The 26,086-nt window shown below is 63.2% G+C and carries 21 protein-coding genes; 15 read left to right on the top strand and 6 right to left on the bottom strand.

Annotated elements, in window-relative coordinates:
* Positions 1-1,220, top strand: a 1,220-nt coding sequence (locus EJD88_RS12975) for a YncE family protein (protein ID WP_158878136.1), incomplete at its 5' end; no start/stop codon positions are given.
* 301 nt (positions 1,221-1,521) lie between these two features.
* On the opposite strand, the gene EJD88_RS12980 is transcribed toward EJD88_RS12975, so the two are convergent.
* Positions 1,522-2,133, bottom strand: coding sequence for a TetR/AcrR family transcriptional regulator (locus EJD88_RS12980; RefSeq protein ID WP_099585060.1), 612 nt, complete (start codon positions 2,131-2,133; stop codon positions 1,522-1,524).
* Positions 2,134-2,219: 86 nt separating this feature from the next.
* Positions 2,220-3,962 (bottom strand): sigma-54-dependent Fis family transcriptional regulator, encoded by a 1,743-nt coding sequence (locus EJD88_RS12985; protein ID WP_158878137.1) that lies wholly within the window; start codon positions 3,960-3,962, stop codon positions 2,220-2,222.
* 269 nt (positions 3,963-4,231) lie between these two features.
* Between EJD88_RS12985 and EJD88_RS12990 the strand changes: the two genes are divergently transcribed.
* From EJD88_RS12990 to EJD88_RS13000, 3 genes are all read left to right on the top strand, one after another.
* Positions 4,232-5,707, top strand: coding sequence for a benzaldehyde dehydrogenase (locus EJD88_RS12990; protein ID WP_158878138.1), 1,476 nt, complete (start codon positions 4,232-4,234; stop codon positions 5,705-5,707).
* A gap of 49 nt (positions 5,708-5,756) precedes the next feature.
* Positions 5,757-6,524, top strand: coding sequence for a coniferyl-alcohol dehydrogenase (locus tag EJD88_RS12995; RefSeq protein ID WP_158878139.1), 768 nt, complete (start codon positions 5,757-5,759; stop codon positions 6,522-6,524).
* Positions 6,525-6,605: 81 nt separating this feature from the next.
* Positions 6,606-7,553: a transporter gene (locus EJD88_RS13000; protein WP_158878140.1), complete on the top strand. Its 948-nt coding sequence runs from the start codon at positions 6,606-6,608 to the stop codon at positions 7,551-7,553.
* Here the strand turns inward: EJD88_RS13000 and mhpT are convergent.
* Positions 7,531-8,748, bottom strand: coding sequence for a 3-(3-hydroxy-phenyl)propionate transporter MhpT (gene mhpT, locus EJD88_RS13005; RefSeq protein WP_112194582.1), 1,218 nt, complete (start codon positions 8,746-8,748; stop codon positions 7,531-7,533). The genes EJD88_RS13000 and mhpT overlap by 23 nt on opposite strands.
* Before the next feature lie 308 nt (positions 8,749-9,056).
* Between mhpT and EJD88_RS13010 the strand changes: the two genes are divergently transcribed.
* Complete coding sequence (locus tag EJD88_RS13010) at positions 9,057-10,373, top strand: OprD family porin (protein WP_158878141.1); 1,317 nt, start codon at positions 9,057-9,059, stop codon at positions 10,371-10,373.
* Between the two features lie 9 nt (positions 10,374-10,382).
* Here EJD88_RS13010 and EJD88_RS13015 read toward each other — a convergent pair whose 3' ends face one another.
* Positions 10,383-10,871 (bottom strand): MarR family winged helix-turn-helix transcriptional regulator, encoded by a 489-nt coding sequence (locus EJD88_RS13015; protein ID WP_099585053.1) that lies wholly within the window; start codon positions 10,869-10,871, stop codon positions 10,383-10,385.
* Between the two features lie 189 nt (positions 10,872-11,060).
* Between EJD88_RS13015 and EJD88_RS13020 the strand changes: the two genes are divergently transcribed.
* The 6 genes from EJD88_RS13020 to EJD88_RS13045 all read left to right on the top strand — a co-directional run bounded on the left by EJD88_RS13020 (position 11,061) and on the right by EJD88_RS13045 (position 19,092).
* Positions 11,061-11,891 (top strand): p-hydroxycinnamoyl CoA hydratase/lyase, encoded by an 831-nt coding sequence (locus EJD88_RS13020; RefSeq protein WP_010567568.1) that lies wholly within the window; start codon positions 11,061-11,063, stop codon positions 11,889-11,891.
* A 76-nt stretch (positions 11,892-11,967) separates the two neighbouring features.
* Positions 11,968-13,416, top strand: a complete 1,449-nt coding sequence (locus tag EJD88_RS13025) for an aldehyde dehydrogenase (RefSeq protein WP_099585052.1) — start codon at positions 11,968-11,970, stop codon at positions 13,414-13,416.
* 64 nt (positions 13,417-13,480) lie between these two features.
* Positions 13,481-15,355 (top strand): feruloyl-CoA synthase, encoded by a 1,875-nt coding sequence (locus EJD88_RS13030; protein ID WP_158878142.1) that lies wholly within the window; start codon positions 13,481-13,483, stop codon positions 15,353-15,355.
* Positions 15,352-16,593 carry a thiolase family protein gene (locus tag EJD88_RS13035; RefSeq protein ID WP_158878143.1) on the top strand — a complete coding sequence of 414 codons (1,242 nt, stop codon included), beginning with the start codon at positions 15,352-15,354 and terminating at the stop codon, positions 16,591-16,593. Before EJD88_RS13030 ends, EJD88_RS13035 begins: the two co-directional genes overlap by 4 nt.
* A gap of 29 nt (positions 16,594-16,622) precedes the next feature.
* Entirely contained in the window at positions 16,623-18,323 is a 1,701-nt protein-coding gene (locus EJD88_RS13040) for an acyl-CoA dehydrogenase (RefSeq protein WP_158878144.1), read from the top strand.
* A 55-nt stretch (positions 18,324-18,378) separates the two neighbouring features.
* Positions 18,379-19,092: a GntR family transcriptional regulator gene (locus EJD88_RS13045; protein ID WP_112194593.1), complete on the top strand. Its 714-nt coding sequence runs from the start codon at positions 18,379-18,381 to the stop codon at positions 19,090-19,092.
* Between the two features lie 6 nt (positions 19,093-19,098).
* On the opposite strand, the gene EJD88_RS13050 is transcribed toward EJD88_RS13045, so the two are convergent.
* Complete coding sequence (locus EJD88_RS13050; protein WP_099585048.1) at positions 19,099-20,049, bottom strand: PDR/VanB family oxidoreductase; 951 nt, start codon at positions 20,047-20,049, stop codon at positions 19,099-19,101.
* Positions 20,046-21,086: an aromatic ring-hydroxylating dioxygenase subunit alpha gene (locus EJD88_RS13055; protein WP_112194595.1), complete on the bottom strand. Its 1,041-nt coding sequence runs from the start codon at positions 21,084-21,086 to the stop codon at positions 20,046-20,048. Before EJD88_RS13055 ends, EJD88_RS13050 begins: the two co-directional genes overlap by 4 nt.
* Positions 21,087-21,352: 266 nt before the next feature.
* On the opposite strand from EJD88_RS13055, the gene EJD88_RS13060 reads away from it, so the two are divergent.
* The 4 genes from EJD88_RS13060 (at position 21,353) to EJD88_RS13075 (ending at position 26,084) form a co-directional block, all read left to right on the top strand.
* A complete protein-coding gene (locus EJD88_RS13060) occupies positions 21,353-22,345 on the top strand; it encodes a helix-turn-helix domain-containing protein (RefSeq protein ID WP_112194597.1) in 993 nt (330 codons plus the stop codon).
* Between the two features lie 68 nt (positions 22,346-22,413).
* A complete protein-coding gene (locus EJD88_RS13065; protein WP_099585045.1) occupies positions 22,414-23,346 on the top strand; it encodes a transporter in 933 nt (310 codons plus the stop codon).
* A 10-nt stretch (positions 23,347-23,356) separates the two neighbouring features.
* The gene (locus EJD88_RS13070; RefSeq protein ID WP_158878145.1) at positions 23,357-24,589 is read left to right on the top strand and encodes an MFS transporter; all 1,233 of its coding nucleotides are present in this window, start codon (positions 23,357-23,359) and stop codon (positions 24,587-24,589) included.
* A 16-nt stretch (positions 24,590-24,605) separates the two neighbouring features.
* The gene (locus tag EJD88_RS13075) at positions 24,606-26,084 is read left to right on the top strand and encodes an amidase (protein ID WP_158878146.1); all 1,479 of its coding nucleotides are present in this window, start codon (positions 24,606-24,608) and stop codon (positions 26,082-26,084) included.
* The last annotated feature ends 2 nt before the right edge of the window (positions 26,085-26,086 follow it).

Consider the following 26,086-nt stretch of genomic DNA (forward strand, 5'->3'; position numbering starts at 1 on the left):
TGGTGACCATCCCCGAAGCCCACGCGGGCCAAGTCGATGCCAATGCCAACAATACCGTGCAGGTGCTGGCCTATACCTTCATGACGACAGGGCAGCCCGTTTGGATCATCTTCGAACATGACGATGGGACGCCAGACTATGTGCTGCGTAATGGCGACCCGCTGACGCCCGCAGAGTCGAGCGCGAAGAAAATCGTGCAAATCATCCCCGGCACGTACCTGCGCTCGCGGCCCAATGGCAGCCAAATTCGGGTTAACACACTGGTTTCAATGGACGGTTTCGGTGACAGGAACACCGCCGTACAATTGGGCAAACCGTCCTATTCGATTAAAAAAAAGGCGGGGATCATTACCCATGTCGAAGTAGGGGGTGCACCGGCAAGACTGGTCGTAAGCCCCGATGGCAGTCGAGTTTACGTTATCAATTCGACCTCTCATTCGGTGTCAGTGATTTCGACGGTCACCCATCGAGTTATTTATACCATTACCGGTTTCAGCAACCCACACGCCATCGCTATCAGTCCCAACGGCGGCATCCTGTATGTAAGCAACGTGGGCACGGGACAAGTTACCGTTATCAACACTACCAGCTATGCATTTATCAACCAAATAACGGGTATCGCTACTCCGTACGCACTTGCTTTGAATACGCTGGGAACGCGCTTATATGTTACTAGCAACACTTTCTCTGCGCTGTATACCCACGACACCTCCTCCGGTGCGCGCCTGTACACACTCGGGTACTCGTCCCCTTTTTCAGTGACGCTAAACCCCAGTAATTCTCGCATTTATGTGGGGGCATACACCCACGTATACACCGTCGACCAGCCAAGCAATACCGCCGTGGGATCCTTGGCGGGTTTCGATGCCCCTTTTGGCATGGCTTACAGCCCTCACAACGTAAGTGCCAAGCCAAGACTGTACGTAGCGAATACATATGTCGGTAACATTAAGATTATGGATACGGGCACGAACGTCATCCGTAAAACCCTTACGGGTTTCAGCACTCCCTACGACATTGTCATGCACCCCACACAACCATTCGCCTATGCCACGGACTTCGGTAATAACAGCCTGAAAATCATAGACACTCATGCAGAAGCCGTCATTGATGCAGTGGTAGGGCTCAATAGCCCGTATGGGGTCGCTATCAGCCCAGACGGCTCCACGCTCTATGTCTCCAACTATGGTGGCAGCTCTGTCACTGTCATCAGTACATAAGCTTCAGGGCCCAGCAAAAAATGCTTCGCACTTCGCTGTGCGGGGCATTTTTTTCAATGGTGCCCTTAAAAACCAGGTGGCATATCCGTCCGCTGAGTAGTTGTTGATGTTACGACCGACCGTGGTACCGATTTCACCGATGACCGAACTTGAGCACGCCATCGAGTAGAAGCCGCTTTCAACGTCCAGCCAAGTGGCGTAACCACCGGCGCAGCTGTCGAGCGCAAGCGAGGCTGCGTCGGCGACACAGCCGATCCCAGGGTGTCAGTCAATCCGCCATGCTGCCAGGTCGGCCATGGATTCAAGCCTGCATGCCATAGAACAACAGCTCAGTAATACGCCTGACCTGCAGCGAGTGCGCGTCGATGTCCGGTTGCTCCTGATTCACCAGCCTGAACAGCTGCAAATGTGAATAGTCGTTCAACAGGAACGCCGCCAGTTCCACATCGAGTTGCGGGCGCAGCTTGCCGGCCAGTTGCAGTTCGCGCAGCAGTTGGCTGATCTCGGCCCTGAGCGCATCGTTCATGGCGCGGTAGCCGGCGGGTAATGCGTTGGTGCCGCCGAACAGGATCAGCGGCAGCAATTCTCGCCAGAGGCTGGGGTGCATGACTTCCAGGGCGTAGCCCGTCAGCAGCCGTTCCAGGTGGCACAGCGCATCGACCGGATCCTCGAAGTCATGGATCAGGCTGCGAGTGTCGGTGATTGCGCGCTGGTCGGCGTGGTGCAGGATTTCCAGGATGATCTCCTGCTTATTGCCGAAATACTTGAACACCGTGGGCGCCGACACGCCAGCCTGGCTGGCGATCTGCTCGATGGTGGTGTTCTGGAAACCCTGGCGCTCAAACAGTTCGATGGCCGCCTGGCTGATGGCTTGCCGGCGCTCGGCTTTCTGACGTTCACGCAGTCCGGTCACGGGTGCTCCTGGTCACGATTCAAAGGGGGCTCGATATGCCTGCAAAATACTTAATTGGGTAAAGCTTTTAAAGCACTAATTGCCGTTCAAGAGGTTTGCCGCTGATGCTTCTTCAACCGATAGGCAAATTGAGCGCGGCTAAGCCCCACAAGCCTCGCCGCCGCCGCCAGGTTGCCGGCGTTCTGTTGCAGCGCTTCGGTGATCAGGCGTGATTCAAGGCCTTCGATGGAAAACCCCTGGTCCAACTGACCGAGAGTGTCCAACAGTGCAGGGCGCTGCGAGGGCGCGGTGTTGGACAGGCTGCCATGGTCGTCCAGGCCGTAAGGGTCCGCCGGCATCGGCTCATTGCGAAACAGGTGTACCAGATCAATGGCCTGGCCTTCGTCGCTGGCGATCAGGCCGCGCTCGATCAGGTTTTGCAGCTCGCGCACATTGCCCGCGAAGTCGTAGCGCAGCAGCACTTTCAGGGCGCGCATGGTCAGGCCCACGGGCGTACGGGCGTATTCCTGGCAGAAGCGGGTGAGGAATGCGTTGATCAACAGCGGGATGTCATCGCGGCGTTCACGCAAGGGCGGCAGGGCGATGGGGTAGACATTCAGCCGATAGAACAGATCTTCGCGAAACGTGCCTTCAGCCACCGCTTTGCGCAGGTCGATATTGGTGGCCGCTGCCACTCGCACATCCACCTTGATGCCCTGCACGCCGCCGACCCGTTCGATCTCGCGCTCCTGCAACGCCCGCAGCAGTTTGCTTTGCCCGGCCAGGCTGAGACAGGTGATTTCATCCAGAAACAGCGTGCCACCCTGCGCCCGTTCAAAACGCCCTGGGCGAGAGTGGGTGGCACCGGTGTACGCACCGCGTTCCACACCGAAGAGTTCAGCTTCGATCAGGTTGTCCGGGATGGCCGCGCAATTGAGCGCCACGAACGGGCCATCGTGGCGACGGCTGAGCTGGTGCAACTGGCGTGCGAACATTTCCTTGCCCACGCCGGACTCACCGCTGATCAGCACGGTGGCGGGCGTCAGCGCAACGCGTTGCAGGGCCTGCATCGCAGCGTTGAACGCCGCGCTGGCGCCCACCATGGGTTGAGACGGGCTGGAGTCGGCAACGTGGTCGACCGGGCTGTGGCGTGCGGGGGCGGCGGCGGTGTGGGTGATGGCTGAGGACACGTTGAGGTAACGCAGGTCCTGCTCGACGTCACCCCATTGTTCGGCTGTCTTGCCCACCACCCGGCAACTGCTGTGGCCCATGCCTCGGCATTCCACTTCGCGAAAAATCACCAGTTGCCCGAACAGGCCACTGACAAAACCGATGGCATAGCCGGTTTCTGTCCAGCACACCGGGTCCTGCCCGATGCCGTATGCGCCCACGTGCTCATCGGCCTCGCAGGAGTGGTGCCAGAGAAACTCGCCTTCGTAAAAGCCCGAGTCGGCGTCGAACTTGAAGTGCAGCGGCTCGACCTTGGTCATGCCCTCCAAGGTATGCAGATGCGTGCCGGCGCGGAACACGGCCGCCGCATCGGCGTGTGGCCAGCGCTCGCGGATCAGCCTGGCGTCCCGCGCACCGGAGGCGTAGCCGGTACGGGTGAACAGGCCACGCGCCTGCTCCAGGCCCAGGCGCTCGATGACTTCCCTGCGCAGGGCACCGAACGAGGAACTGTGCAGCAGCAACATGCGTTGGTCGTTGAGCCAGATCCGCCCGTCTTCGGGAGAGAAGAACAGGCAGTCGGTCAGTTCCGCAGGCGTCGGCGAGCTGCTGTCGCTGAGTTGGCGGCTGTCGCCCCGTGGATGGTAGGGCGCATCGGCTGGCGTGCTGTGGGGATTAGTCATTGTTATGCCCCTGCAAAGCGATTGAACGAAATGAGTAACTGCTCAGATAGTTACTAAACATAACCTTATCAATTGAACAAGTGCCAGCACCCCGGTTTTTGCCGCCAACCGGCGGCCGGTGAATAAGCTTTGTGCGAAAAGCCCCGACCCAGAGCCCTCGATGGTTTATGTCAGCGCCGCCGTGCGCAAGCGGCACAGCCTTTGCTCAAGCCCAGATGCGGCGTTTGCACTTGTGCAGGCGATGACAATTACAAGAACCGGGAGTTGCCATGTCAGTGTCTGAAACCACCCACCTGTTACAGCGGGCCCTTGCGTCCGAATGCCTGTTCAACGGCGATTGGATCCCCGCTTCGGGAGCCGTGATCCCTGTGATCGAACCCGCCACCGGCGAACCGCTGATGCGCTGCGCCATGGCCAGCCCGGCCGATGTTGCCGTGGCCAGTCGCAGCGCGGCCTTGGCCCAGTCAGCCTGGGCCGCTCTCGGTCCGCGGGAGCGCGCCGAGGTGTTTCGCAAGGCGGCGGACGTGGCGCAGCAGTCCTTCGCCGAGCTGGCGCTGTACGTTGCGCGGGAAACCGGGGGCGCCTTGTTCAAGGGCGAACACGAAGTGCGCGAGGCGATCGTGTTGCTGCATCAGGCGGCGGGCCTGTTGTCCCAACCTCACGGGCTGGTGCTGCCCAGCGAGGCGGGGCGCTTGTCCTATGCGCGGCGTCAGCCCCACGGCGTAGTCGGGGTGATTTCGCCGTTCAATTTCCCGCTGATCCTGTCGTTGCGCTCGGTGGCGCCGGCCCTGGCGGCAGGCAATGCGGTGGTGCTCAAGCCCGACCCGCAGACGCCGGTCAGCGGTGGTTTTCTCATCGCCCGACTCTTCGAGGAAGCGGGCTTGCCCAAGGGCCTGCTGCACGTATTGCCCGGCGACGCGCTGGCCGGTGAGGCGCTGTGTCGCGACCCCAATGTGCGCATGATCGCGTTCACCGGCTCCACGGCGGCGGGGCGCAAAGTGGCCGAGACAGCCGGGCGGCATCTGAAAAAAGTCGCGCTGGAACTGGGCGGCAAGAACCCGTTGATCATTCTCGAAGACGCCGACCTCGACCTTGCCGCCAGCAATGCCGCGTGGGGTGCGTGGCTGCATCAGGGGCAGATCTGCATGGCCACCGGGTTGATTCTGGTCCATGAGTCCATCGCCGCCAGCCTGACCCGCAAGCTGGTGGACAAGGCCCGGGCACTCACCGTGGGCAATGCCGCCCGGGGCGAGGCCGCGCTCGGCCCATTGATCAACCAGCGCCAACTGCAGCGCGTGCACGAGATTGTCAGCGACAGCCTGCAGGCGGGCGCACGGCTTGAGGCCGGTGGCGAATATGACCAGCTGTTCTACCAGCCCACGGTGCTCAGTGGCGTACGGCCGGGCATGCGCGCCTTTGAGGACGAAGTGTTCGGCCCGGTGGCCACGGTGGTCAGTTTTGCCACGGACGAGGAGGCCATCGAACTGGCCAACCGCACGGAGTACGGCCTCTCGGCCGCGATCATTTCGCCCTCGGTAGGGCGTGCCATGGCCATAGGTGAACGGCTTGATTGCGGCCTGCTGCACATCAATGACCAGACCGTGGCCGACGAATGCGTCAACCCCTTCGGTGGGCGCGGCGCCTCGGGCAATGGCGGCAGCGTGGGCGGGCCGGCCGACTGGGATGAATACACCCAGTGGCAATGGGTCACCGTTAAAAACTCGCCGCCCCGCTATCCCTTCTGAGCCTCGGCTCACACCTGCCTAGACAACAAAACAATAAGAGGGCTTGAACATGAACCTGTACCGCAAAACCCTGATCGTGACCGGCGTGGCCTCGGGCATTGGTGCGGAGGTCGCGCGCTTGGCGCGCTTCCAGGGCGCCACCGTGATCGGCGTCGATCGCCATGAACCACAGTTGACGCTCGATGGCTTTTTCCATGCTGATCTGAGCGATCCCACCAGCATCGATGCACTGGTGGCGCGTCTGCCGCAGCGGGTCGATGCGCTGTGCAACATTGCTGGCGTGCCTGGCACGGCGCCGGTGCAAACGGTGGCCGAGGTCAATTACCTGGGCTTGCGCCATCTGACTCAAGCGCTGCTGCCACGCATGCCGAAGGGCAGCAGCATCGTCAATGTGGCCTCGGTGCTCGGCGCGCAATGGCCGCAGCGGTTGGCGTTGCACAAAGCGCTGGCGGCGACCGAAAGCTTCAGCGCCGGGCAGCAGTGGCTGGCGGCCAATCCGGTCGAACAGGCCACTTGTTATCAATACTTCAAGGAGGCGCTGATTGTCTGGAGCCTGCAGCAATCCCAGGGTTGGTTTCGCGACCATTCGGTGCGCATCAACTGCGTCGCGCCGGGGCCGGTATTCACGCCGATCCTCGGCGATTTCGTCAGCATGCTCGGGCCGGAGCGGGTGGCCCAGGACAGCCAGCGCATGACCCGTCCGGCCCTGGCCGATGAGGTGGCGTCGGTGATCACCTTCCTGTGTTCGGACGCGGCGCGCTGGGTCAACGGGGTCAACCTGCCGGTGGACGGCGGGTTGGCGGCCGCCTACGTGTAGGGCGCGCTTCAGCGCCATGCCCCGGTGCGGAGCCACCGTGCCGGGGGTCTTGAACAACAACAAAAATACAGGACATCCAGGATGCTCAAGCCTATCTTGCGGCCGGTTGCGGCCATCACGTTTATTGCACTGTCATCCGCTGCACACGCTTACGACCTGCCCGGACTCAACCTGGGCAGCACCAGTTTCTACGATGGCTCGCCAGCGCCTGCCGGGCCCGGTTGGTACCTGGAGGAATACCTGACGTATTCGCGCGCCAGCCGCTTCAATGATGCCAACGGCAACAAGCTGGCCTTGCCCAGGCAGGACGTGGAAGTGGTGGCGCCTACCACGCAGATCATCTATGTCGGCCAACCCCTGGCCAATGGTGCGATGCCCGGATTCACCGTGATCAACACATCCCTGGCCCACGTGGATGTGGACGATGGTTTGAATAACGCGGCGCTGAGTTCCCGTGCAGGCTTTGGCGACGTGGTCGTCGGTCCCTTCCTGCAATTGCCGACCCTGAGCCGCGCCGATGGCAGCCCGCTGCTGACCCAGCGGGTCGAAGTCGATGTGGCGATTCCGGTCGGTGCCTATGACCGCAAGCGCTCGATCAACCCCGGCAGCAACTTCTGGTCCTTCAACCCGTACTACGCGGCGACGTACTGGTTCAACCCGAAGTGGTCGACGAGCGGGCGGTTCATGTACCTGTGGAATGGCAAGAATGAGCAACCGTCGGCCAGCTTTGGCGATGTTTCCGACACCCAGGCCGGGCAGGCGCTGCATGCCAACCTGACGCTGCAGTACGCAATCGACCAGCAATTGAGCGTGGGCTTGAATGGCTATTGGTTGAAGCAGATCACCGACACCCAGGTGGACGGGCATGGGGTGAGTGGGCGGCGGGAAAAGGTCTGGGCCATCGGCCCAGGCCTGGTGTACGCATTCAACAAGGAGAATGTCCTGTCGGTGAATGCGTACTTTGAGCAGGAAGCGGTGAACCGCACTCAGGGCAACAAGCTGGTGCTTAACTGGTTGCACCAGTTCTAGGCAGGTTCCGGGGCGCCGCACGTACCATCACGCTGATGATGGTCAGTGCGGCGATCACCACGCCGGGGGAGGTCGCCAGCAGCACGCCGGCGGTGCCGGCACCTGCCGCAAGCAGTTGCCCGGCCGCCAGCGGCCCGGCCACCGAGCCCAGTCGGCCGATGGCCACGGCCGCACCCACGCCGGTGGCACGCACCGCCGTGGGGTAGGCGGGCGGGGCGCTGGCGTACAGCACCAATTGCGCCGCCATCACAAACAATCCGGCGGCGAAGCCAGCGATGGCCATCGGCACGATGCCCACCGACAAACCAACCCCGGCCAGCGCCGCGAGCAACCCGGCGTACACGAACAGCACCACTTTGAGCGCATTGCAACGGTCCAGCAGCACACCGCCCAGCAGTGAACCGAGGGCGCCGCCAATGTTGAAGAGCATCTGCACCATGCCCGCCTGGGGTTTGCTGAAACCCTGCTCCAGCAACAACGAAGGCAGCCAGTTAAGCAGCATGTACATCACGGTCAGGGTAAAGAAATAACTGAGCCATAACGCCAAAGTGGTACGGGCGCGACCCTCGCCGAACAGCGCCTGGCCCGTGGAAGGGCGGGCGCCTTGGGTGTGGTCGACCTGTTGGCGAAAGGCGGTGGATTCGGGCAGCAGCAGGATCATCAGCGGCACGGCCAGCAAAGGCGCAAGGCCGCCGATGATGAACGTGGTCTGCCAGTGCTCACTGGAAAACATCGCCACCACGGCGGCCAATGCGCCACCCAGCGGCACGCCGCAGTACATGACACTGATCGCGGTACCGCGATTGCGCTCGCTCACCGCTTCGGCACACAGCGCAATCAGGTTGGGCAGCGCCGCGCCCAAGCCCAGGCCGGTCAGGAAGCGCACCAGCAACAGGCTTGAGTAGCTCTGCACAAATGCCGTGCTCAAGGAGAACAGCCCGAACAGCAGCACCGCGATCACCAGGATCTTCTTGCGGCCGATACGATCGGCGATCCACCCGCCAAAAAATGCCCCCGGCAGCAGGCCAATGATCCCGACGCTGAACACCCAGCCGAGCATTTTCGGATCCAGGGCAAAGCTGTGGCGCAGCCCGGCGGCGGTGGTGCCGGCTGCCTGCAGATCGAACCCCTCGATCAGCGCAACGATAAAACACAAAGCGATCGTCAGCGTCGAACGACGCGATGGACTGTTCATGGGCAAACCTCATTGTTGTTTTTGTTGTGGTGGCGAGCCTGACCGGCTGCTGGCAATTAAGATAACAAATATAACTATAAAAAGAACGGCGCCGAACCCCTGCGCGAAATCATGGAGCAAGCCGTCTAACTCAGCGGTTTGGGATGAGTGCGGGTAGGCAATAGGAAAATAGGTAGGTTTATTAACGTTCGATTATCGGTCAGTGGCGGTTGACGAAGCGCCGCGGCTGTTTCCATTCTCTGTCCGCCAAGCCCGTTGGGCCAAGTGTGTACCACCCCAAAAACAACAACAAAAAATGGACATCGAACATGCCAAACCTCCCCACGGACGCCGTCGCGGCGCCCTGCTGTGTGTCGAATCGCACTCCACGCCTGATCAGTGCACTGCTGATGCTCGGTGTGCTGCCCACTCCGCTGTGGGCGGCGGGGTTCATCGACGACAGCCATGGCACCCTGACGCTGCGCAACTACTACCTGGACCGTGACTACAAGGACGACGGCGCCAAGACCGCCGCGCGGGAATGGGCCCAGGCGTTCATCCTCAACCTGGAGTCCGGGTACACCCCTGGCACCGTGGGGTTTGGCCTGGATGTGCGCGGGCTGATGGGGGTCAAGCTCGACTCGTCGCCAGACCGCAGCGGCACCGAGCTGTTGCCGGTGTCGGCCGGCGACAAGCGCGCCGCCGATGAATACTCGCGCCTGGCGCCCACGGCCAAATTGCGGTTTGCCCAAACCACCGTGAAGGCCGGCGACGTGTCGATCTTCCTGCCATTCGCCTTCGCCAGCCCGTCGCGCCTGCTGCCCCAGACCTTTCGTGGCGCCACGTTGAGCTCCAAGGATATCGACGGGCTGACCCTCAATACCGGCTATATCGACCGCATCAACAAGCGCGACTCCACCGATTACCAGGCCATGACCATCGCCTCGCCCAATCGGCGGTTCAACGCGACAGCGACCACCTCACACCTGGCTTACGTCGGCGGTGACTATCAGGTCAATAAAGACCTCAGCCTGCGCGCCTATCACGCCGAAGTGGCGGACCTCTACCAACAGGACACCCTGGCGTTGCTGCACAACCTGCCGCTGGGCGAGGGCGTCTTCAGCAGCGACCTGCGCAGTTTTTTCAGTCGCGAGGACGGCAGCGCCAAGGCGGGCAATGTAGATAACCGCAACCTCTCGGCACTGTTCGGCTACCGCTTCGGTGGGCATCGCGTCAGCCTGGGCTACATGCATTCCAGCGGGGACACGGCCACACCGTACATCTCCGGCACCGAGCTGATGGGCATGAGCGAACTGACCATGAGTTCGGATTTTCTCAACGCCAAGGAGCGCACCTGGCAGGCCATCTACGACTATGACTTTGTGGCCTCGGGGGTGCCGGGGCTGAAGGGGCGGCTGCGTTATGTGCGCGGCGATAACATCGAGCTGGCGGCGTTCAATGCCGAGGACCGCAAGGAGCGCGAGTTCCAGATGGAGTTGGGCTACGTGATCCAGAGTGGCCCGCTGAAGAACGTCGGGCTGATGGCGCGCAAGTCGATCTACCGCAACGACTTCCCTGGCGGCGCGGCGTTTCGCGATGAGAACCAGACCCGCTTCCTGGTGCTCTACACCGTGGCGCTGTGGTAAGTCGCGGGGTCAGTCCTGATAGACCTTCTTGAGCAAGCGCAGCAGTTCTGCACGTTCCTCGACGTCCAGGGCTGCGGTGGCGTCGAGGTCGCTCTGCGCGGCGATGTCCTTGAGGGACTTGAGCAGGGCTTCGCCCGGTTTGCTCAGGAAAATCCCATAAGAGCGCTTGTCCGGCTTGCAGCGCACGCGCACGGCGAGGGCACGGCTTTCCAGCTTGTTCAGCAATGGCACCACCTGGGGCGGTTCGATGGCCAGGGCGCGGGCGAGGTCGGCCTGCATCAGGCCGGGGTTCTGCTCGATGATCGCCAGGGCCGAGAACTGCGCGGGGCGCAGGTCGTGGTCGGACAGTCGGCCGATCAGGTTCTGGAACAGCTTGAGCTGGGCGCGGCGCATGGCATAACCGATCAGATCGTCCAGGGCCGAATCCAGCGGCGGCTGTACCTCGTCATTGTCGGGCAGGGCCTGGCTGGTGGCGGCGATGTTGGAAGGCTTGGCCATTGGCAGTGCAATCCTCAGAGAGTAGCGGTTAAGAAGGCTATCTAGTTTGCCGGGGTTGGCGCGCTGTGGCTATGCCGGTTTTTTCACTGCCGTTAAATATTGGTTACGCTGATTAATAGTTAATTGACATAACTATATTTGCGGTTTAATTTCGAATCATCTTCAAACCCAGAACAAGAGCACACCGCCATGAGCAATTACGAAGGCCGTTGGACCACCGTCAAGGTTGAGATCGAGGAAGGCATCGCCTGGGTCATTCTCAATCGCCCGGAAAAACGCAACGCCATGAGCCCGACCCTCAACCGGGAAATGATCGACGTGCTGGAAACCCTGGAACAGGATCCCGCCGCCGGTGTGCTGGTGCTGACCGGCGCCGGTGAAGCCTGGACGGCTGGCATGGACCTCAAGGAATATTTCCGCGAAGTGGACGCCGGCCCGGAGATCCTCCAGGAAAAAATCCGCCGCGAAGCCTCGCAATGGCAATGGAAACTGCTGCGCATGTACGCCAAGCCCACCATCGCCATGGTTAACGGCTGGTGCTTCGGCGGCGGCTTCAGCCCGCTGGTGGCGTGCGACCTGGCGATCTGCGCCGACGAAGCCACCTTCGGCCTCTCGGAAATCAACTGGGGCATTCCGCCGGGCAACCTGGTGAGCAAGGCCATGGCCGACACCGTGGGCCATCGCCAGTCGCTTTACTACATCATGACCGGCAAGACCTTCGGCGGGCAGAAAGCCGCTGAAATGGGCCTGGTCAACGAAAGCGTACCCCTGGCGCAACTGCGCGAAGTCACCATTGAGCTGGCGCGCAACCTGCTGGAGAAAAACCCGGTGGTGCTGCGTGCCGCCAAGCATGGCTTCAAGCGCTGCCGCGAACTGACCTGGGAGCAGAACGAGGATTACCTGTACGCCAAGCTCGACCAATCGCGCTTGCTCGACACCGAAGGCGGTCGCGAACAGGGCATGAAGCAATTCCTCGACGACAAGAGCATCAAGCCTGGCCTGCAGGCGTATAAACGCTGAAGGACGCGGCCTGCGGGCCGCACCGTTTTACCCTGCTTGAACGTATTCCCGATAAAGACAATAAAGAGGAATCACCATGCTGGACGTGCCCCTGTTGATTGGCGGCCAGTCGTGCCCCGCACGCGACGGCCGAACCTTCGAGCGTCGCAACCCGGTGACCGGTGAAGTGGTCTCGCGGGTCGCCGCCGCTACCCTGGAAGATGCCGACGCCGCCGTGGCCGCTGCCCAGGCCGCGTTCCCCGCCTGGGCGGCGCTGGCGCCCAACGAACGCCGCACTCGGCTGCTCAAGGCAGCCGAGCAGTTACAGGCGCGCAGCGACGAATTTATCGCGGCCGCCGGCGAGACCGGCGCCATGGCCAACTGGTATGGCTTTAACGTGCGCCTGGCGGCCAACATTCTGCGCGAAGCGGCGTCGATGACCACCCAGATCACCGGCGATGTCATCCCTTCCGATGTGCCCGGCAGCTTCGCCATGGCCCTGCGTCAGCCCTGCGGCGTGGTGCTGGGCATTGCGCCGTGGAATGCCCCGGTGATCCTCGCCACCCGCGCCATTGCCATGCCGCTCGCCTGCGGCAATACCGTGGTGCTCAAGGCCTCGGAGCTGAGCCCGGCAGTGCACCGCCTGATCGGCCAGGTCTTGCAGGACGCCGGCCTGGGCGATGGCGTGGTCAACGTCATCAGCAACGCCCCGGCGGATGCGGCGGCGATTGTCGAACGGCTGATCGCCAACCCGGCCGTACGGCGGGTCAATTTTACCGGTTCGACCCATGTCGGGCGGATCGTCGGCGAACTCTCCGCGCGCCATCTCAAGCCGGCGTTGCTGGAGCTGGGCGGCAAGGCGCCGTTGTTGGTGCTGGATGACGCCGACCTCGACGCCGCCGTCGCGGCTGCCGCCTTTGGCGCCTACTTCAACCAAGGACAGATCTGCATGTCCACCGAGCGCCTGATTGTCGATGCCAAGGTTGCCGACGCTTTTGTGGCCAAGCTGGCGGCCAAGGTGGCGACCCTGCGCGCCGGTGATCCGGCGGCGACGGATTCGGTGCTGGGTTCCCTGGTCGATGCCAGCGCCGGTACACGCATCAAAGCGCTGATCGACGATGCGCTGGGCAAGGGCGCACGGCTAGTGGCGGGCGGTCAATTGGACGGCAGCATCCTGCAACCGACGCTGATCGATGGCGTCACCGAAGACATGCGTTTGTACCGCGAAGAGTCCTTCGGCCCGGTGGCGGTGCTGCTGCGCGGTGACGGCGACGAAGCGTTGCTGCGCCTGGCCAATGATTCGGAGTTCGGCCTGTCGGCGGCGATTTTCAGCCGTGACACCGGCCGCGCCCTGGCCCTGGCACAGCGGGTGGAATCGGGCATTTGCCATATCAACGGCCCGACCGTGCATGACGAAGCGCAGATGCCCTTCGGCGGGGTCAAGTCCAGCGGCTATGGCAGTTTTGGCGGCAAGGCCTCCATCGAGCACTTCACACAGTTGCGCTGGGTGACCTTGCAGAACGGGCCACGGCACTACCCGATCTGAGCCGGCACCGCGACATAACAATAAAACAAGGCGGCGTTGATCCGCCTTGATGGAGGACACCCTTGTGAGTTCCGAATTCAGACCGCAACCCCCGTCCGCGCCGCGCTACCGCGAAGTGTCCATCGGCCACGCAGCGGTGCAGGTCACTGAAGAGCAGGGCGTGTTGCATATGCGTTCCCTGGAGCCGTTGGCCGAGTTGCCCACGCGCTTGCTCGACCGCCTGGTGCATTGGGCCCAACGGCGGCCCGAGCAGACGTTTATCGCCGCACGCCAGGCCGGTGGTGAGTGGCGCCACGTCAGCTACCGCGAGATGCTCGACAGCGTGCGCTCCATTGCCCAGGGTTTGCTGAGTTACGGGTTGTCGGCGGACAAGCCGCTGGCCTTGTTGTCGGGTAACGACATCGAACATTTGCAGGTGGCGCTGGGCGCGATGTACGCCGGTATTCCGTATTGCCCGGTATCGCCGGCGTATTCGCTGCTGTCCCAGGATTTCGCCAAGCTGCGGCATGTGTGTGGCCTGCTGCAACCGGGGCTGGTGTTTGTCAGTGATACGGCTGCCTACCAGCGCGCCATCGAGGCGGTATTGCCGGCCGAGACGCCGTTGATCTCGGTGCGCGGTGAGGTGCCCGGGCGCAATCGGGTCAGCTTCGACAGCTTGCTGAACACACCGGCCGGCGCCGAGGCGCAAGCGGCGTTTGACGCTACCGGGCCGGACAGCATCGCCAAGTTTCTCTTCACCTCGGGCTCGACCAAACTGCCCAAGGCGGTGATCACCACCCAGCGCATGCTCTGCGCCAACCAGCAAATGCTGTTGCAGACCTTTCCGGTGTTCGGCGAGGAACCGCCGGTGCTGGTGGACTGGCTGCCGTGGAATCACACCTTTGGCGGCAGCCACAACGTCGGCATCGTGCTCTACAACGGCGGCACGTTTTACCTCGACGACGGCAAGCCGACGGCCCAGGGGTTTGCCGAGACCTTGCGCAACCTCAAGGAAATTTCGCCCACCGCCTACCTGACCGTGCCCAAGGGTTGGGAAGAACTGGTCAGCGCCCTGGAGCAGGACGCCGAGTTGCGCACACGGTTCTTTGCGCGGATGAAACTGTTCTTCTTCGCCGCGGCGGGCCTGTCCCAAAGTATCTGGGACCGCCTCGACCGGGTTTCCGAGCTGCACTGCGGTGAGCGCATCCGCATGATGGCCGGGCTCGGCATGACCGAAGCCGCGCCGTCCTGCACCTTCACCACCGGGCCGTTGTCCATGGCCGGCTACATCGGCTTGCCTGCGCCGGGCTGCGAGGTGGCTTTGGTGCCGCTGGACGGCAAGTTCGAAGGGCGCTTTCGCGGACCGCACATCATGCCGGGCTACTGGCGGGCGCCGGAGCAAACCGCCGAAGTGTTCGATGAGCAGGGTTTCTACTGTTCCGGTGATGCGATCAAGCTTGCCGATCCCCGTCAGCCGCAACTGGGGCTGATGTTCGACGGGCGCATTGCTGAAGACTTCAAGCTGTCGTCCGGGGTATTTGTCAGCGTCGGCCCGTTGCGCAATCGTGCGGTGCTCGAAGGCTCGCCCTATGTGCAGGACCTGGTGATTGCCGCGCCGGACCGCGAATGCCTGGGCGCTCTGGTGTTCCCCCGAGCTTACGAATGCCGCCGTCTGGCGGGCTTGAGCGCTGATGCCAGCGACGCCGAGGTGCTGGCCAGCGCGCCGGTGCGCCAATGGTTCGGCGACTGGTTGCAGCGCCTGAATCGCGAGGCCACCGGCAATGCCAGTCGCCTGGAATGGATTGCCGTGCTCGACGAGCCGGCGTCCATCGACCGGGGGGAAATCACCGATAAAAGTTCGATCAACCAGCGTGCCGTACTGCAATGGCGTGCGGCCAAGGTCGAGGCGCTGTATCGCGGTGAAGATCCAACGATCCTGCGCGCCGGGCCCAAGCCTTGAGCGGGGCCGGGCAGTATTCGGCGTTTGCCGACGCGGCGATTTTCGAGGCGGTGCGCACGCCGTGGGTCGATCTCGGCGGCGCGCTGTCCCACGTGTCGCCCATCGACCTGGGGATCAAGGTCGGCCGTGAAGTGCTGGCCCGGGCCGGTATCGATCCGCAGGCGGTGGACAGCGTGTTGGCGGGTTCCATGGCCCAGGCCAGCTTCGATGCCTACTTGCTGCCACGACACATCGGGTTGTACAGCGGTGTGGCGCAATCGGTCCCGGCGCTGGGGGTGCAGCGCATCTGCGCCACCGGTTTCGAGCTGCTGCGCCAGGCCGCTGAACAACTGCGCGACGAGGTGCAACTGGCCTTGTGCGTGGCGGCGGAATCGATGTCGCGCAACCCGATTGCGGCCTACACCCACCGGGGCGGGTTTCGCCTGGGGGGCGAGGTGCAATTCAAGGATTTTCTGTGGGAGGCACTCTACGACCCGGCCCCCGGCCTGGACATGATTGCCACCGCCGATAACCTCGCGCGCCGTTATGGCCTGAGCCGCGAGACGGTTGATCGGTACGCCTGTGACAGCCATCAGCGCGCATTGCAGGCGCAGCGTGAGGGGGCCTGGGTTGAAGAGATCGTCCCCGTCGATAACCAGGTGTTCGAGCTTGACGGTTACCAACCCCGGCGCCTCACCCTGGCCCATCGAGCCGCTGCGGTGATCGAGGACAGCCATCCACGGCCCACCGACCTTGACGCACTCGCACGTTTGCGCGCCGTGCATGCCGATGGCGTGCAGACCGCTGGCAACAGTTGTGCGGTGGTCGACGGCGCGGCGGCAGCGTTGGTGGGACGCGCCTCGGACTGCACGCGCCCGGCCCTGGCCCGGTTGGTGGCCAGCGCAGTGGTCGGCGTGGCCCCGGCGTTCATGGGCATCGGCCCGGCCCCGGCGATCCGCCTGTTGCTGCACCGCAGCGGGTTGCGCCTGGACGAAATCGGCCGCGTCGAGATCAACGAAGCCCAGGCCGCCCAAGTGCTCGCGGTGGCCCAGGAGCTGGAGCTGGACAGCGCCCGGCTCAACGTCCTGGGCGGCTCACTTGCGCTGGGGCATCCCTTGGCTGCCAGCGGTCTGCGTCTGGTCATGACGCTGGCCCGGCAACTGCGCCGGCACAACCTGCGCTACGGCATTGCCGCCGCGTGCGTAGGCGGCGGGCAGGGCATGGCGCTGCTGATCGAGAACCCCGCCTGGCGCGCTTGAACACACGACTTATTCGATGAGGTGTCCCGATGTGGAGCTATGAGGCGCCCCTGCGCGATATGCAGTTTGTCCTCGAACATTGGCTGCAGGCGCCCGCTGCGTGGGCAACCCTGGACTTGCCCCTGGCGATGCAAGTGCTGGAGGAGGCAGCCCGCTTCAGCCAGGGCGTGCTGGCGCCGCTGAACAGCAGCGGTGATCGTCAGGGCTGCCGCTGGCACGCGGGCCAGGTCAGCACCCCGGACGGGTTTGCCGAGGCGTATCAGGCTTACGTCGACGGTGGCTGGCCAGGGCTGGCGTGCGCCGAGGCAGCAGGCGGGCAGGGCTTGCCGCAGCTGCTGGACGCGGCCTTGCAAGAAATGCTCTATGCCAGCAACCACGCCTGGGCCATGTACACCGGTATCGCCCACGGCGCCTACCTGTGCCTCAAGACCCACGCCGCACCCTGGTTGCAGGCGCGCTACTTGCCGCAGATTGTCAGCGGCCAGGCCTTGCCCACCATGTGCCTGACCGAGCCCCAGGCCGGCAGCGACGTCGGTTTGCTGCGTTGTCGCGCCGAGCCCCAGGCGGATGGCAGTTACCGCCTGAACGGCAGCAAGCTGTTTATTTCTGGCGGCGAGCATGACTTCACGCCCGATATCCTGCACCTGGTGTTGGCGCGCTTGCCGGATGCGCCGCCGGGCAGTCGCGGGATTTCACTGTTCCTGGTGCCCAAGCGGTTGGACGACGGCCAGGCCAATGGCGTGCGTTGTGACGGCCTTGAACACAAGATGGGCATCAAGGGCAGCGCCACTTGTTCTCTGGTGTTCGAGGGCGCGCAGGGCTGGCTGATCGGAGACGCCAACCGCGGCCTGGCGGCGATGTTTGTGATGATGAATTCGGCGCGCCTGCACGTGGGCCTGCAAGGCCTGGGACATGCCGAAGCGGCGTGGCAGAACGCCCGGCAGTACGCCACTGAGCGCGTGCAGATGCGCGCACCGTCCAGGCCAGAAGAAGTGGCAGCCCAGGCGGCCGACCCGATCCGTTATCACCCGGCCATGCGCCGCGTGTTGCTGGAGCTGCGCACCACCAGCGAGGGCATGCGCGCAATCGGTTATTGGGCTGCGCACCTGCTGGATCAGGCCGACCCATTGGCGCAGTTGCTGACCCCTGTCATCAAGGCGTTTTTCACCGAGCAGGGTTTTCGCCAGGCCAGCAATGCCTTGCAGGTTTTCGGCGGTTACGGCTACGTCGCCGAGTTCGCCATTGAGCAAACCCTGCGCGACAGCCGTATCGCGATGATCTACGAGGGCAGCAATGAGATCCAGGCCAATGACCTGTTGCTGCGCAAGGTGCTGGGGGATGAAGGTCGCTCGTTCGGCCTGCTGCTGGACGAGTTGCGGGCCGAGGCCGCGCAGGGCAGCGAGCATGTCGAATGCGCGGCGTTCTGCCTGGCACTTGGCAGCCTGAGCGACGCCTTGGATGCGGTGGTGAGTGCCATCCGTGAGCATGCCCAGGAAGACAGCGAATACCCTTATCGCGCCGCGCCGGACTTCCTCCAGTTGTGTGGCGTTGCGCTGCTGGCGTTTGCCTGGGCGCGGGCCGCACGGGTGTCCAGGGCATTGCCCGAAGGAGATCCGGTGCGCGGCGCCAAGCTGCAAAGCGCCGGGTTCTTTTTTGATTACCTGCCATCGCGGCTGGCTCAGCACCTGGGCGCGATCGACGGCGCGCGGGCCGCGCTGGCGTTCGTCTGACGGCGGCAGGCGCTTGCGGTACTATGGCGGCCCACGAGTTCTGGAAGTTGCCTGGATGAGCAAGCCCGGTCAATTGGTGCTGGTTGCACTGCGCAAGATGATCGCCAGCGGGGAGTTGGCCGCAGGCGAGCGCCTGATGGAGATCCCCACGGCGCAACGTTTCGATGTGTCGCGCATGCCGGTGCGCATGGCGTTCCGCACCCTTGAACAGGAAGGGCTGCTGGTGCCGTTTGGCGGGCGCGGGTATCAGGTGCGCTCGGTCAGCCCCAGCGACATCGCCGGCGCGGTTGAAGTGCGCGGCGTGCTCGAAGGGTTGGCTGCACGTCAAACCGCCGAGCTGGGCTTATCCAGCGAGGCACGCGCCGCGCTGGAGCGCTGCCTGGTCGAGGGCGATCAACTGTTCGAAAAAGGCTATGTGACCGAGGATGATCTTGAGGTCTATCACGACCTGAACATGCGTTTTCACCAAGTCATTGTCGAAGGCAGCCACAACCCCGCCATTGCCGACGCCCTGGCGCGCAATGACCATCTGCCATTCGCCTCGGTGACCGCGCTGGCGGTGGACCGCGAAGACATGGTTCGCGAATACCGGCGCTTCAACTATGCCCATATGCAACACCATTCGGTCTTCGACGCGCTGGTCAACCGCCAGGGTGCGCGAGCCGAAGCCATCATGCGCGAACATGCCAACGCGACCCTGCGCTACGCCGAGATTTTCAGCTCAGCCACCGCCGACGCGCGCATGAAGGTGATCCTGCCCGCGTCGTGACGCGGTTCAGATATCCAGCACCAGCAACGGCGTTTTCGCCCGCGAGCAGCAGGGCGTGAACTGGTCATTCACGGCTTGCTCCTGCTCGGTGAGAAACAGGTCACGGTGCTCCGGTATGCCTTCCAGCACGCGGGTCAGGCAGGTGCCACAAATCCCTTGTTCGCAGGACACGGCAATCTCGATGCCGTGGCTTTCCAGGACCTGCACCACGCTTTTGTCGGCGGGTATCTCGAAGACTTGGCCACTGCTGGCGACCTTCACCGAAAAACACCCGTCAGCGCTGCTGTCCACCGGCGCCGCCGAGAAGTATTCACGGTGCAGGCAGTCTTCCTGCCAGCCCTGGGCGCGGGCACTGTCGAGGATATGCTGCATAAAGCCGCCGGGGCCGCAGACGTACAGGTGCACAGTGGCCTCGGGGGCCGCCAATACCTGGGCGGCATCGAGCGCCGTGTCAGGCTGCTCATCAAAATGCAGGAACACCCGCTCGGCAAACGGCGACGCCTTGAGGCGCTGGACAAACGCCGCACGCTCACTGGCGCGGGCGCAGTAATGCAGTTCGAAATCGGCGCCTGTATGGGCCAGCCGCTCGGCCATGCACAGGATCGGGGTGATGCCGATGCCACCGGCAAACAGCAGGCTGCGCCGGGCGTCGTGGGCCAGGGGGAACAGGTTGCGCGGTTCGCTGATGGTCAGGCGGCTGCCTTCGTGGATCTGTTGATGCAGGCTGAGTGAACCGCCCCTGGAGGCAGGATCGTTGAGCACGCCGATCAGGTAGCGATGACGTTCCTCAGGGTGATTGCACAGGGAATATTGGCGGATCAGCCCATCCGGCAGGTGCACATCGATGTGCGCGCCGGCACTGAAAGGAGGCAGCGGCGCGCCGTCGACGCGGGCCAGCTCATAGCTGCAGATGTCCTGGGCTTCAGTGCGCCGGGACGTCACCACGACCTCGATCATGTTGGCTCTCCGGCGCGTTCGCGAGCGATCAGTCGCTCCAGGATCTTGCGCGACTGCACGCCGCCGGCGTCGATATTCAGCTTGAGCAGGTTGCGCGTCGGGTGCGCCAGCAGGTTCTGTTGCTGGCGTTCGAGCATCTCCAGGTCTTCGCTGAAAATCTTGCCCTGGCCTTCGCGGATGCTCGCGGTCAGCGCCTCATCCTTGGGGTTGAAGTTGCGCGCCATGCCCCAGAAGTACCAGATCGAGGTGTCGGTTTGCGGGGTGATGAAGTCCACCACGATGCTCGCGGCCTTGTGCTCGGGCGCGGCGTCGTAGCCGCCCTTGCCGGCATGGGCCACGCCGACTTCGATCAGCACGTGGCTGGGTGGGGTAAAGCGGCAGATCTGCCAGCGGTCCACCGGCACATCATCGGCCAGGTTGTTGCCGCGCAGGGCCATGCGCCAGAACGGCGGGGCCATGATGTTTTCCATGTGCCGGGCGGTCACCACTTCGTCACCGTTCACCGTGGTCACCGGCGGCGCCTCGTCGATTTCCTTCTGGCCGATGCTGGAAGCATGCACGTAGGTTTCGTGGGTCAGGTCCATCAGGTTGTCGATCATCAGGCGGTAGTCACACTGAATATCAAACAAGCCGCCGCCGTAGGCCCACTGGTCACTCTCGGCCCATTCCAGATGATGGATCAGTGCGGGGTCGGCCTGGGCCTGATCGCCGGGCCAGACCCAGATGAATCCGTAGCGTTCCACCACGGCAAAGGTCTTGTTGCAGGGAAAGCCACGCACCCGCTGGCCGGGCATGTCGACGGTCTTGCCGTCGCCGCCCATCACCAGGCCGTGGTAACCGCAGACCAGGTTGCCGTTTTCGACATAGCCCAGCGAAAGCGGCGCGCCACGGTGGGGGCAGAAGTCCTCGACCGCGACCACGGCGCCTTCCTGACCACGATAAAACACCATCTTTTCGCCACAGATCTGTCGACCCAGGGGTTTGTGCGCAATTTCATCGGGGGTGCAGGCGACATACCACGTGTTCTTGGGGTACATGGTGACTCTCCAGGCTGAGCGTTATTTTTATTTAATGGATCCATTAAATTGTTCGCTGGTTGAAGAGTCAAGGCGTATCCGCTGTTTTGTTGGGCGATTATCGGTCGTTTTCTTTATTTGTGGATCCAGTAATTCGCGTTCAACGTTCGAGGCGCCGCGAGCGCCGGCTATCCGTTTTCGGCACAAATACGCCGCGCAGCTTGAACGCGGAATGGAACTTGCGTGATTCCCGACCGTAAACCGTGCAACCGAGAAAGGTGGGGTCAATGAATAATAAAAATGGGCAGATGCCTGTGCCCGTACCGGGTGTCGGATCGGCATTACCTCTCCAGCGTTTCCTGACCCGTGACATCGATGAACATGCGCGCAACCTGGGGGGTTGGCACGTCAGCTACGACCAAGTCTCGCCGGGAGCCTTTGAAGGCGAGCTGATCGAGTTCCGCTCGGGCTGGATGCAACTGGTGCGCGACCGCTCTAATCAGGCCTTGATCAAGAGCGGTGCGGCCTGGAACGGTGCGATCACCTTCAGCATTCCCTTGAGTGCCCACGGCCCGGTGTATTGCTCGGGGCATCCGATTTATGAGTCCAGCCTGTTGGTTGCCCGTGGCGATAATCTTCCTGAACTGCACACCCCCCAGCACCTGGATCTGCTCAGCGTGGCGATTGAAGAGCAGGCGCTGGAGCATGTCTTGCAACGCCAGGGCAGCCATTTTCGAATTACCGATCTTCCCAAGTGTTACCGCTTGGGCCAGTCGTCTGTGCAAGGTGAACTCGCGGCGTGGTTCGACGACCTGTCGGGCAGTGACCAGCGGCGTGAGGCGTTGCTGGGTCACGACTCGATCCGCCGTGGCCTGCGCGATGCGGTCATGCTGCACTTGCTCGAATTGATTGCGCCGGACGAGGCGCCGACGCTCACCCCCACTGCCCGCAAACGGATGGTTGATCGTGCTCGCGAATATGCCCTGAGTCACCTCGACGAGCCGTTGTCGATCCTCGACCTGTGCAACCACATCGGTGCCAGCCGGCGCAAACTTCAATACTGTTTCCAGGAAACCCTGGGGATCAATCCGGTGGCGTATTTGCGTGCGCTGCGCCTCAATGCAGTGCGTCGCGAACTGCGAATGAGCACGCAATCCCAGGGCGTCCAGGACGTGGCCGCACGCTGGGGTTTCTGGCATTTGAGCCGGTTCTCCGGTGATTACCGCGCCATGTTTGGCGAAAGCCCGTCACAGACCCTGCGTCGCACGCAACTCTGCTGAAAACGGATAACCCGCCCACTGCGCTGCTGCCTAGGATGACCCACACCACTTGATGGGAGGGGCATTCGATGAGCAATAACAATAACGCACGCACCGCAGGCAAGATGCTGTTCACCCTGGGGCTGCTCGGCTGCTGCGCCGGCGTGCAGGCCACCGAGAACGGCGCGCCGACTACCGCAGTCGGGGTGTATGACTTTGGCGCGGGGATGATGCCGCCCGCCACGCCGTTCGGCACCCTGGGCCTGCGCACGGCGTTCTACTCGGCCAATGTGCAGAAAGACCGCAACGGCCGTTCTGTCGACAACCATTTCTCGCTGGACGTCTTGTCGATTGGCGTCGCCTACATGCGCATGACCGATCACACCATCCTGGGTGCCAATTATGGGTTTGGCGTGGTGGTGCCGTTTTTCAAGATGGACGCTTCGGTCAAGGTGCCGACGCCGATGGGGCCCTTGAGCCTGGAAGCCGACCCGTTTCGCTTGGCTGATGTGCAATTCTTGCCGGTGATCCTGCAATGGAACCTCTCGCCGAATCTGTTCATCAACACGCAATTGCAGATCCAGGCGCCGACCGGTGACTACGACAAGAACCGGTTGATTTCGCCCGGTCTCAATCACTGGACGTTCTCGCCGATCGTCAACGCCACCTACCTCAGCGACAGTGGCTTCGAGGTTTCCTCAAGCTTTGAAGTCGACGTCAACACGCGCAACCCCGCAACCGATTACAAAAACGGTGTCGAGTACCGCCACGAGTTTGCCGTGGGCCAGCATCTCGGGCCGTGGACGGTGGGGGTGGGCGGTTACTACTACCGCCAGTTCAGCGATGACGATGCGCCAGGGCTGCAATCGGGCAACCGGGCGCGGGTGCTGGCGGTCGGGCCGGCGGTGAGTTACTTCTCGCCGGGCCTGCCTCCGATCTGGCTGCATGCCTACAAGGAAACCGACGCGCGCAACCGTGCCGAGGGTTACACCGTGGCGCTGCGTATTTCTCAGAGTTTCTAAGGGGCTGGTCATGAATCCATCACGTTCTGAGTGTGCAGCACCCCGGCAGGCCAGCGGTCGCCGCGAAGGGCTGGTGCTGATGCTCGGCAGCAGCCTGACCGTCATGGGCGCGGTCATGGTTGCGCCGATCCTGCCCAAGCTGGGGGCCACGTTTGGCCCGCTGGAACCCCGCGCCGACGTGCTGGTGCCGCTGGCGGTCACTGGCCCGGCGCTGGCGATTGCGCTGTGCGCGCCGTTGGCCGGGTGGCTGGCCGACCGGGTCGGGCGCAAGGCATTGCTGGTCATTGCGACCTTGTTGTATGCCGTGCTCGGCGCCTTGCCGGCACTGCTGGACAACTTGCAGGCCATCGTCGGTGTGCGCCTGTTGTTCGGCTGCGCCGAAGCGGCGGTGATGACCTGTTGCGCCACCTTGATTGCCGACTATTGGCACGGTGAGGAACGGCTGCGCTACATCAACCGGCAAGTGGTGACCATCGGCCTGGTGGGCTCGCTGTTCTTCGTGCTGGGTGGCGCGCTGGGCGAGCATTCCTGGCGCCTGCCGTTCCTGTTGTACGTGCTGCCATTGCTGCTGGTGCCGTTGATGATGAAGGTGCTGTGGGAACCTCAAACCCGCCAGCAGTCTCTCGACGCGCCGGAGGAGGGCAGGGTTGCCGTGGTGCCCCTGGTGCTCGGTTACCTGTTGATTCTCAGCGGTATGGTCCTGAGTTTTATCGTGCCGATCCAGGCGCCGATTCTGCTGGTCGGCCTGGGCGTGACGTCGAGCACGCTGATCGGGCTGTCGGCGGGGTTGGGCCTGCTGGCGACCCTGGGCGGTTCGCTGGCCTGGCCATTGTTGCGTCGACGCCTCGGGATCGCCGGCTGCAACGCGCTGTTGCTGACCTTGCTGGGGGCAGGGCTGTGGCTGCTGATGCGCGGGCAAAGCTACAACGCGGTGCTGGTGGCGGTGTTGATTCACGGCCTGGGCGCCGGGCTGCTGGTGCCCAACGTAATGGCGCCGGTGATGAATGCCCTGAGCGCCCGGACACGTGGACGCGGCCTGGGCGGGTTCACGTCTTGCCTGTATTTCGGCCAATTTGTCAGCCCGTTGGTGGTGGCGCTGCTGAGTATCTACGCCGGCGACCTGCGCGCCTCCATCCAGTGGCTGGCACTGGCCAGTTTTGCCGCGGCATCGGTCTGGGCACTGGCAGGCCTGTATGCGCGACGCAAAGCGGTCCCCGGTGCCATCGGACCAAGTCATTCGTAATCAAGAGGAGAGGAACATGCACATCCAGAATTTGTTGGACACCGAAGACGCCACCGGGCTGGCGGAGTGGGTCCGCCGTGGTGAGGTGCAACCCGGCGAGCTGCTGGAAGCCGTGATTGATCGTATTGAGCGGGTGGAGCCGCAGCTCAACGCGGTGGCCGAGCGTCTGTACGATTCTGCACGGGAAGCTGCACGCACTGCGCAGCCCGGCCAAGGCGTGTTCGCTGGCGTGCCAACCTTGATCAAGGATCTGTTTTCGCCGGTCAACGGCGCGGCGATGACCAATGGTTCCGTGGCGCTGGGCGGGTTTCGCGCCGACTTTGAAGGGGAAATCGTGACGCGTTTGCGCCGGGCCGGTTGTGTGATCGCCGGGACCAGTACTTCGCCCGAATTCGGCACGTCGTACTCCACCGAATCCACCCGCTTCGGCGCCACGCGCAACCCCTGGAACACCGGCCACAGCGCAGGCGGTTCCAGCGGTGGCGCGGCCGCGCTGGTGGCGGCACGTGTGGTCCCGTTCGCCCACGGCAACGATGGCGGCGGTTCCTTGCGTGTACCGGCGTCCTGCTGTGGGGTGTTCGGCCTCAAGCCGAGTCGCGGATTATTGCCGTCCGGGCCGATGGTCGGCGAAGGCTGGGCCGGCATGGGCACGCCCCATGGGATCACCCTGTCGGTGCGTGACAGCGCCGCCTTGCTGGATGCAACGGCCGGGATCGACCTCGGTGCGCCCTATGCGGCACCGGTGCAGGCGCAGCCCTATGTCTTGGCGTTGCAACGTGACCCGCGACCGCTGCGCATTGCGCTGGTGGAGCAGCTCGGACCTTGGCCGACCTCCAGCGAAGCGCTGGCATCGGTGCAGGAGGCGGCCAGGCTGTGCCAATCCCTGGGCCATCGGGTTGAACCGGTGACATTGCCGGTGGCGCTGCCGGAATTTCTCGATCAGGTCTTCACCATCATCGGCGCCAGTACACGTCACTATCTCGACGTGCTGGGCCAGATGCGCGGTGTTGCGGTGCAGCCCGAGGAGCTTGAAGTGCGCACCCGGATCATCTTGCGCAGCAAGGGCGATGTCAGCGGTGCCGAGTATGCCGGTGCAGTGGAGTGGATACACGCGCTGGGGCGGCAGTTGGCGGTGTTCATGCAGGATTACGACTTGATCCTCACGCCGACCCTGGCCCGCGAACCGGCACCGATTGGTGAGTTGGATCTGCAGGACCACCGCTTGACCCTCGATGAACTGATCGAGCGGTTCCACAGCTACTCGCCCTTCACCGCGTTGTTCAATGCCAGCGGGCAACCGGCAATGTCAGTGCCGTTGTATTGGAGCGCCGCCGGCCTGCCGATGGGTGCCCACTTCGCCGGGCGTTTTGGTGAGGAAGCCACGCTCTTTGCCCTGGCCGCGCAGTTGGAACGTGCCCAGCCCTGGCGCGGGCGGATACCGCCGGTCAATGCCTGTGGCGTGCCTGCCTTGGCGTCGTACTCAACCCGCAGTTGAGG

The organism is Pseudomonas sp. PB105, from assembly GCF_009764655.1.
Taxonomy (GTDB): Bacteria; Pseudomonadota; Gammaproteobacteria; order Pseudomonadales; family Pseudomonadaceae; genus Aquipseudomonas; species Aquipseudomonas cyclaminis.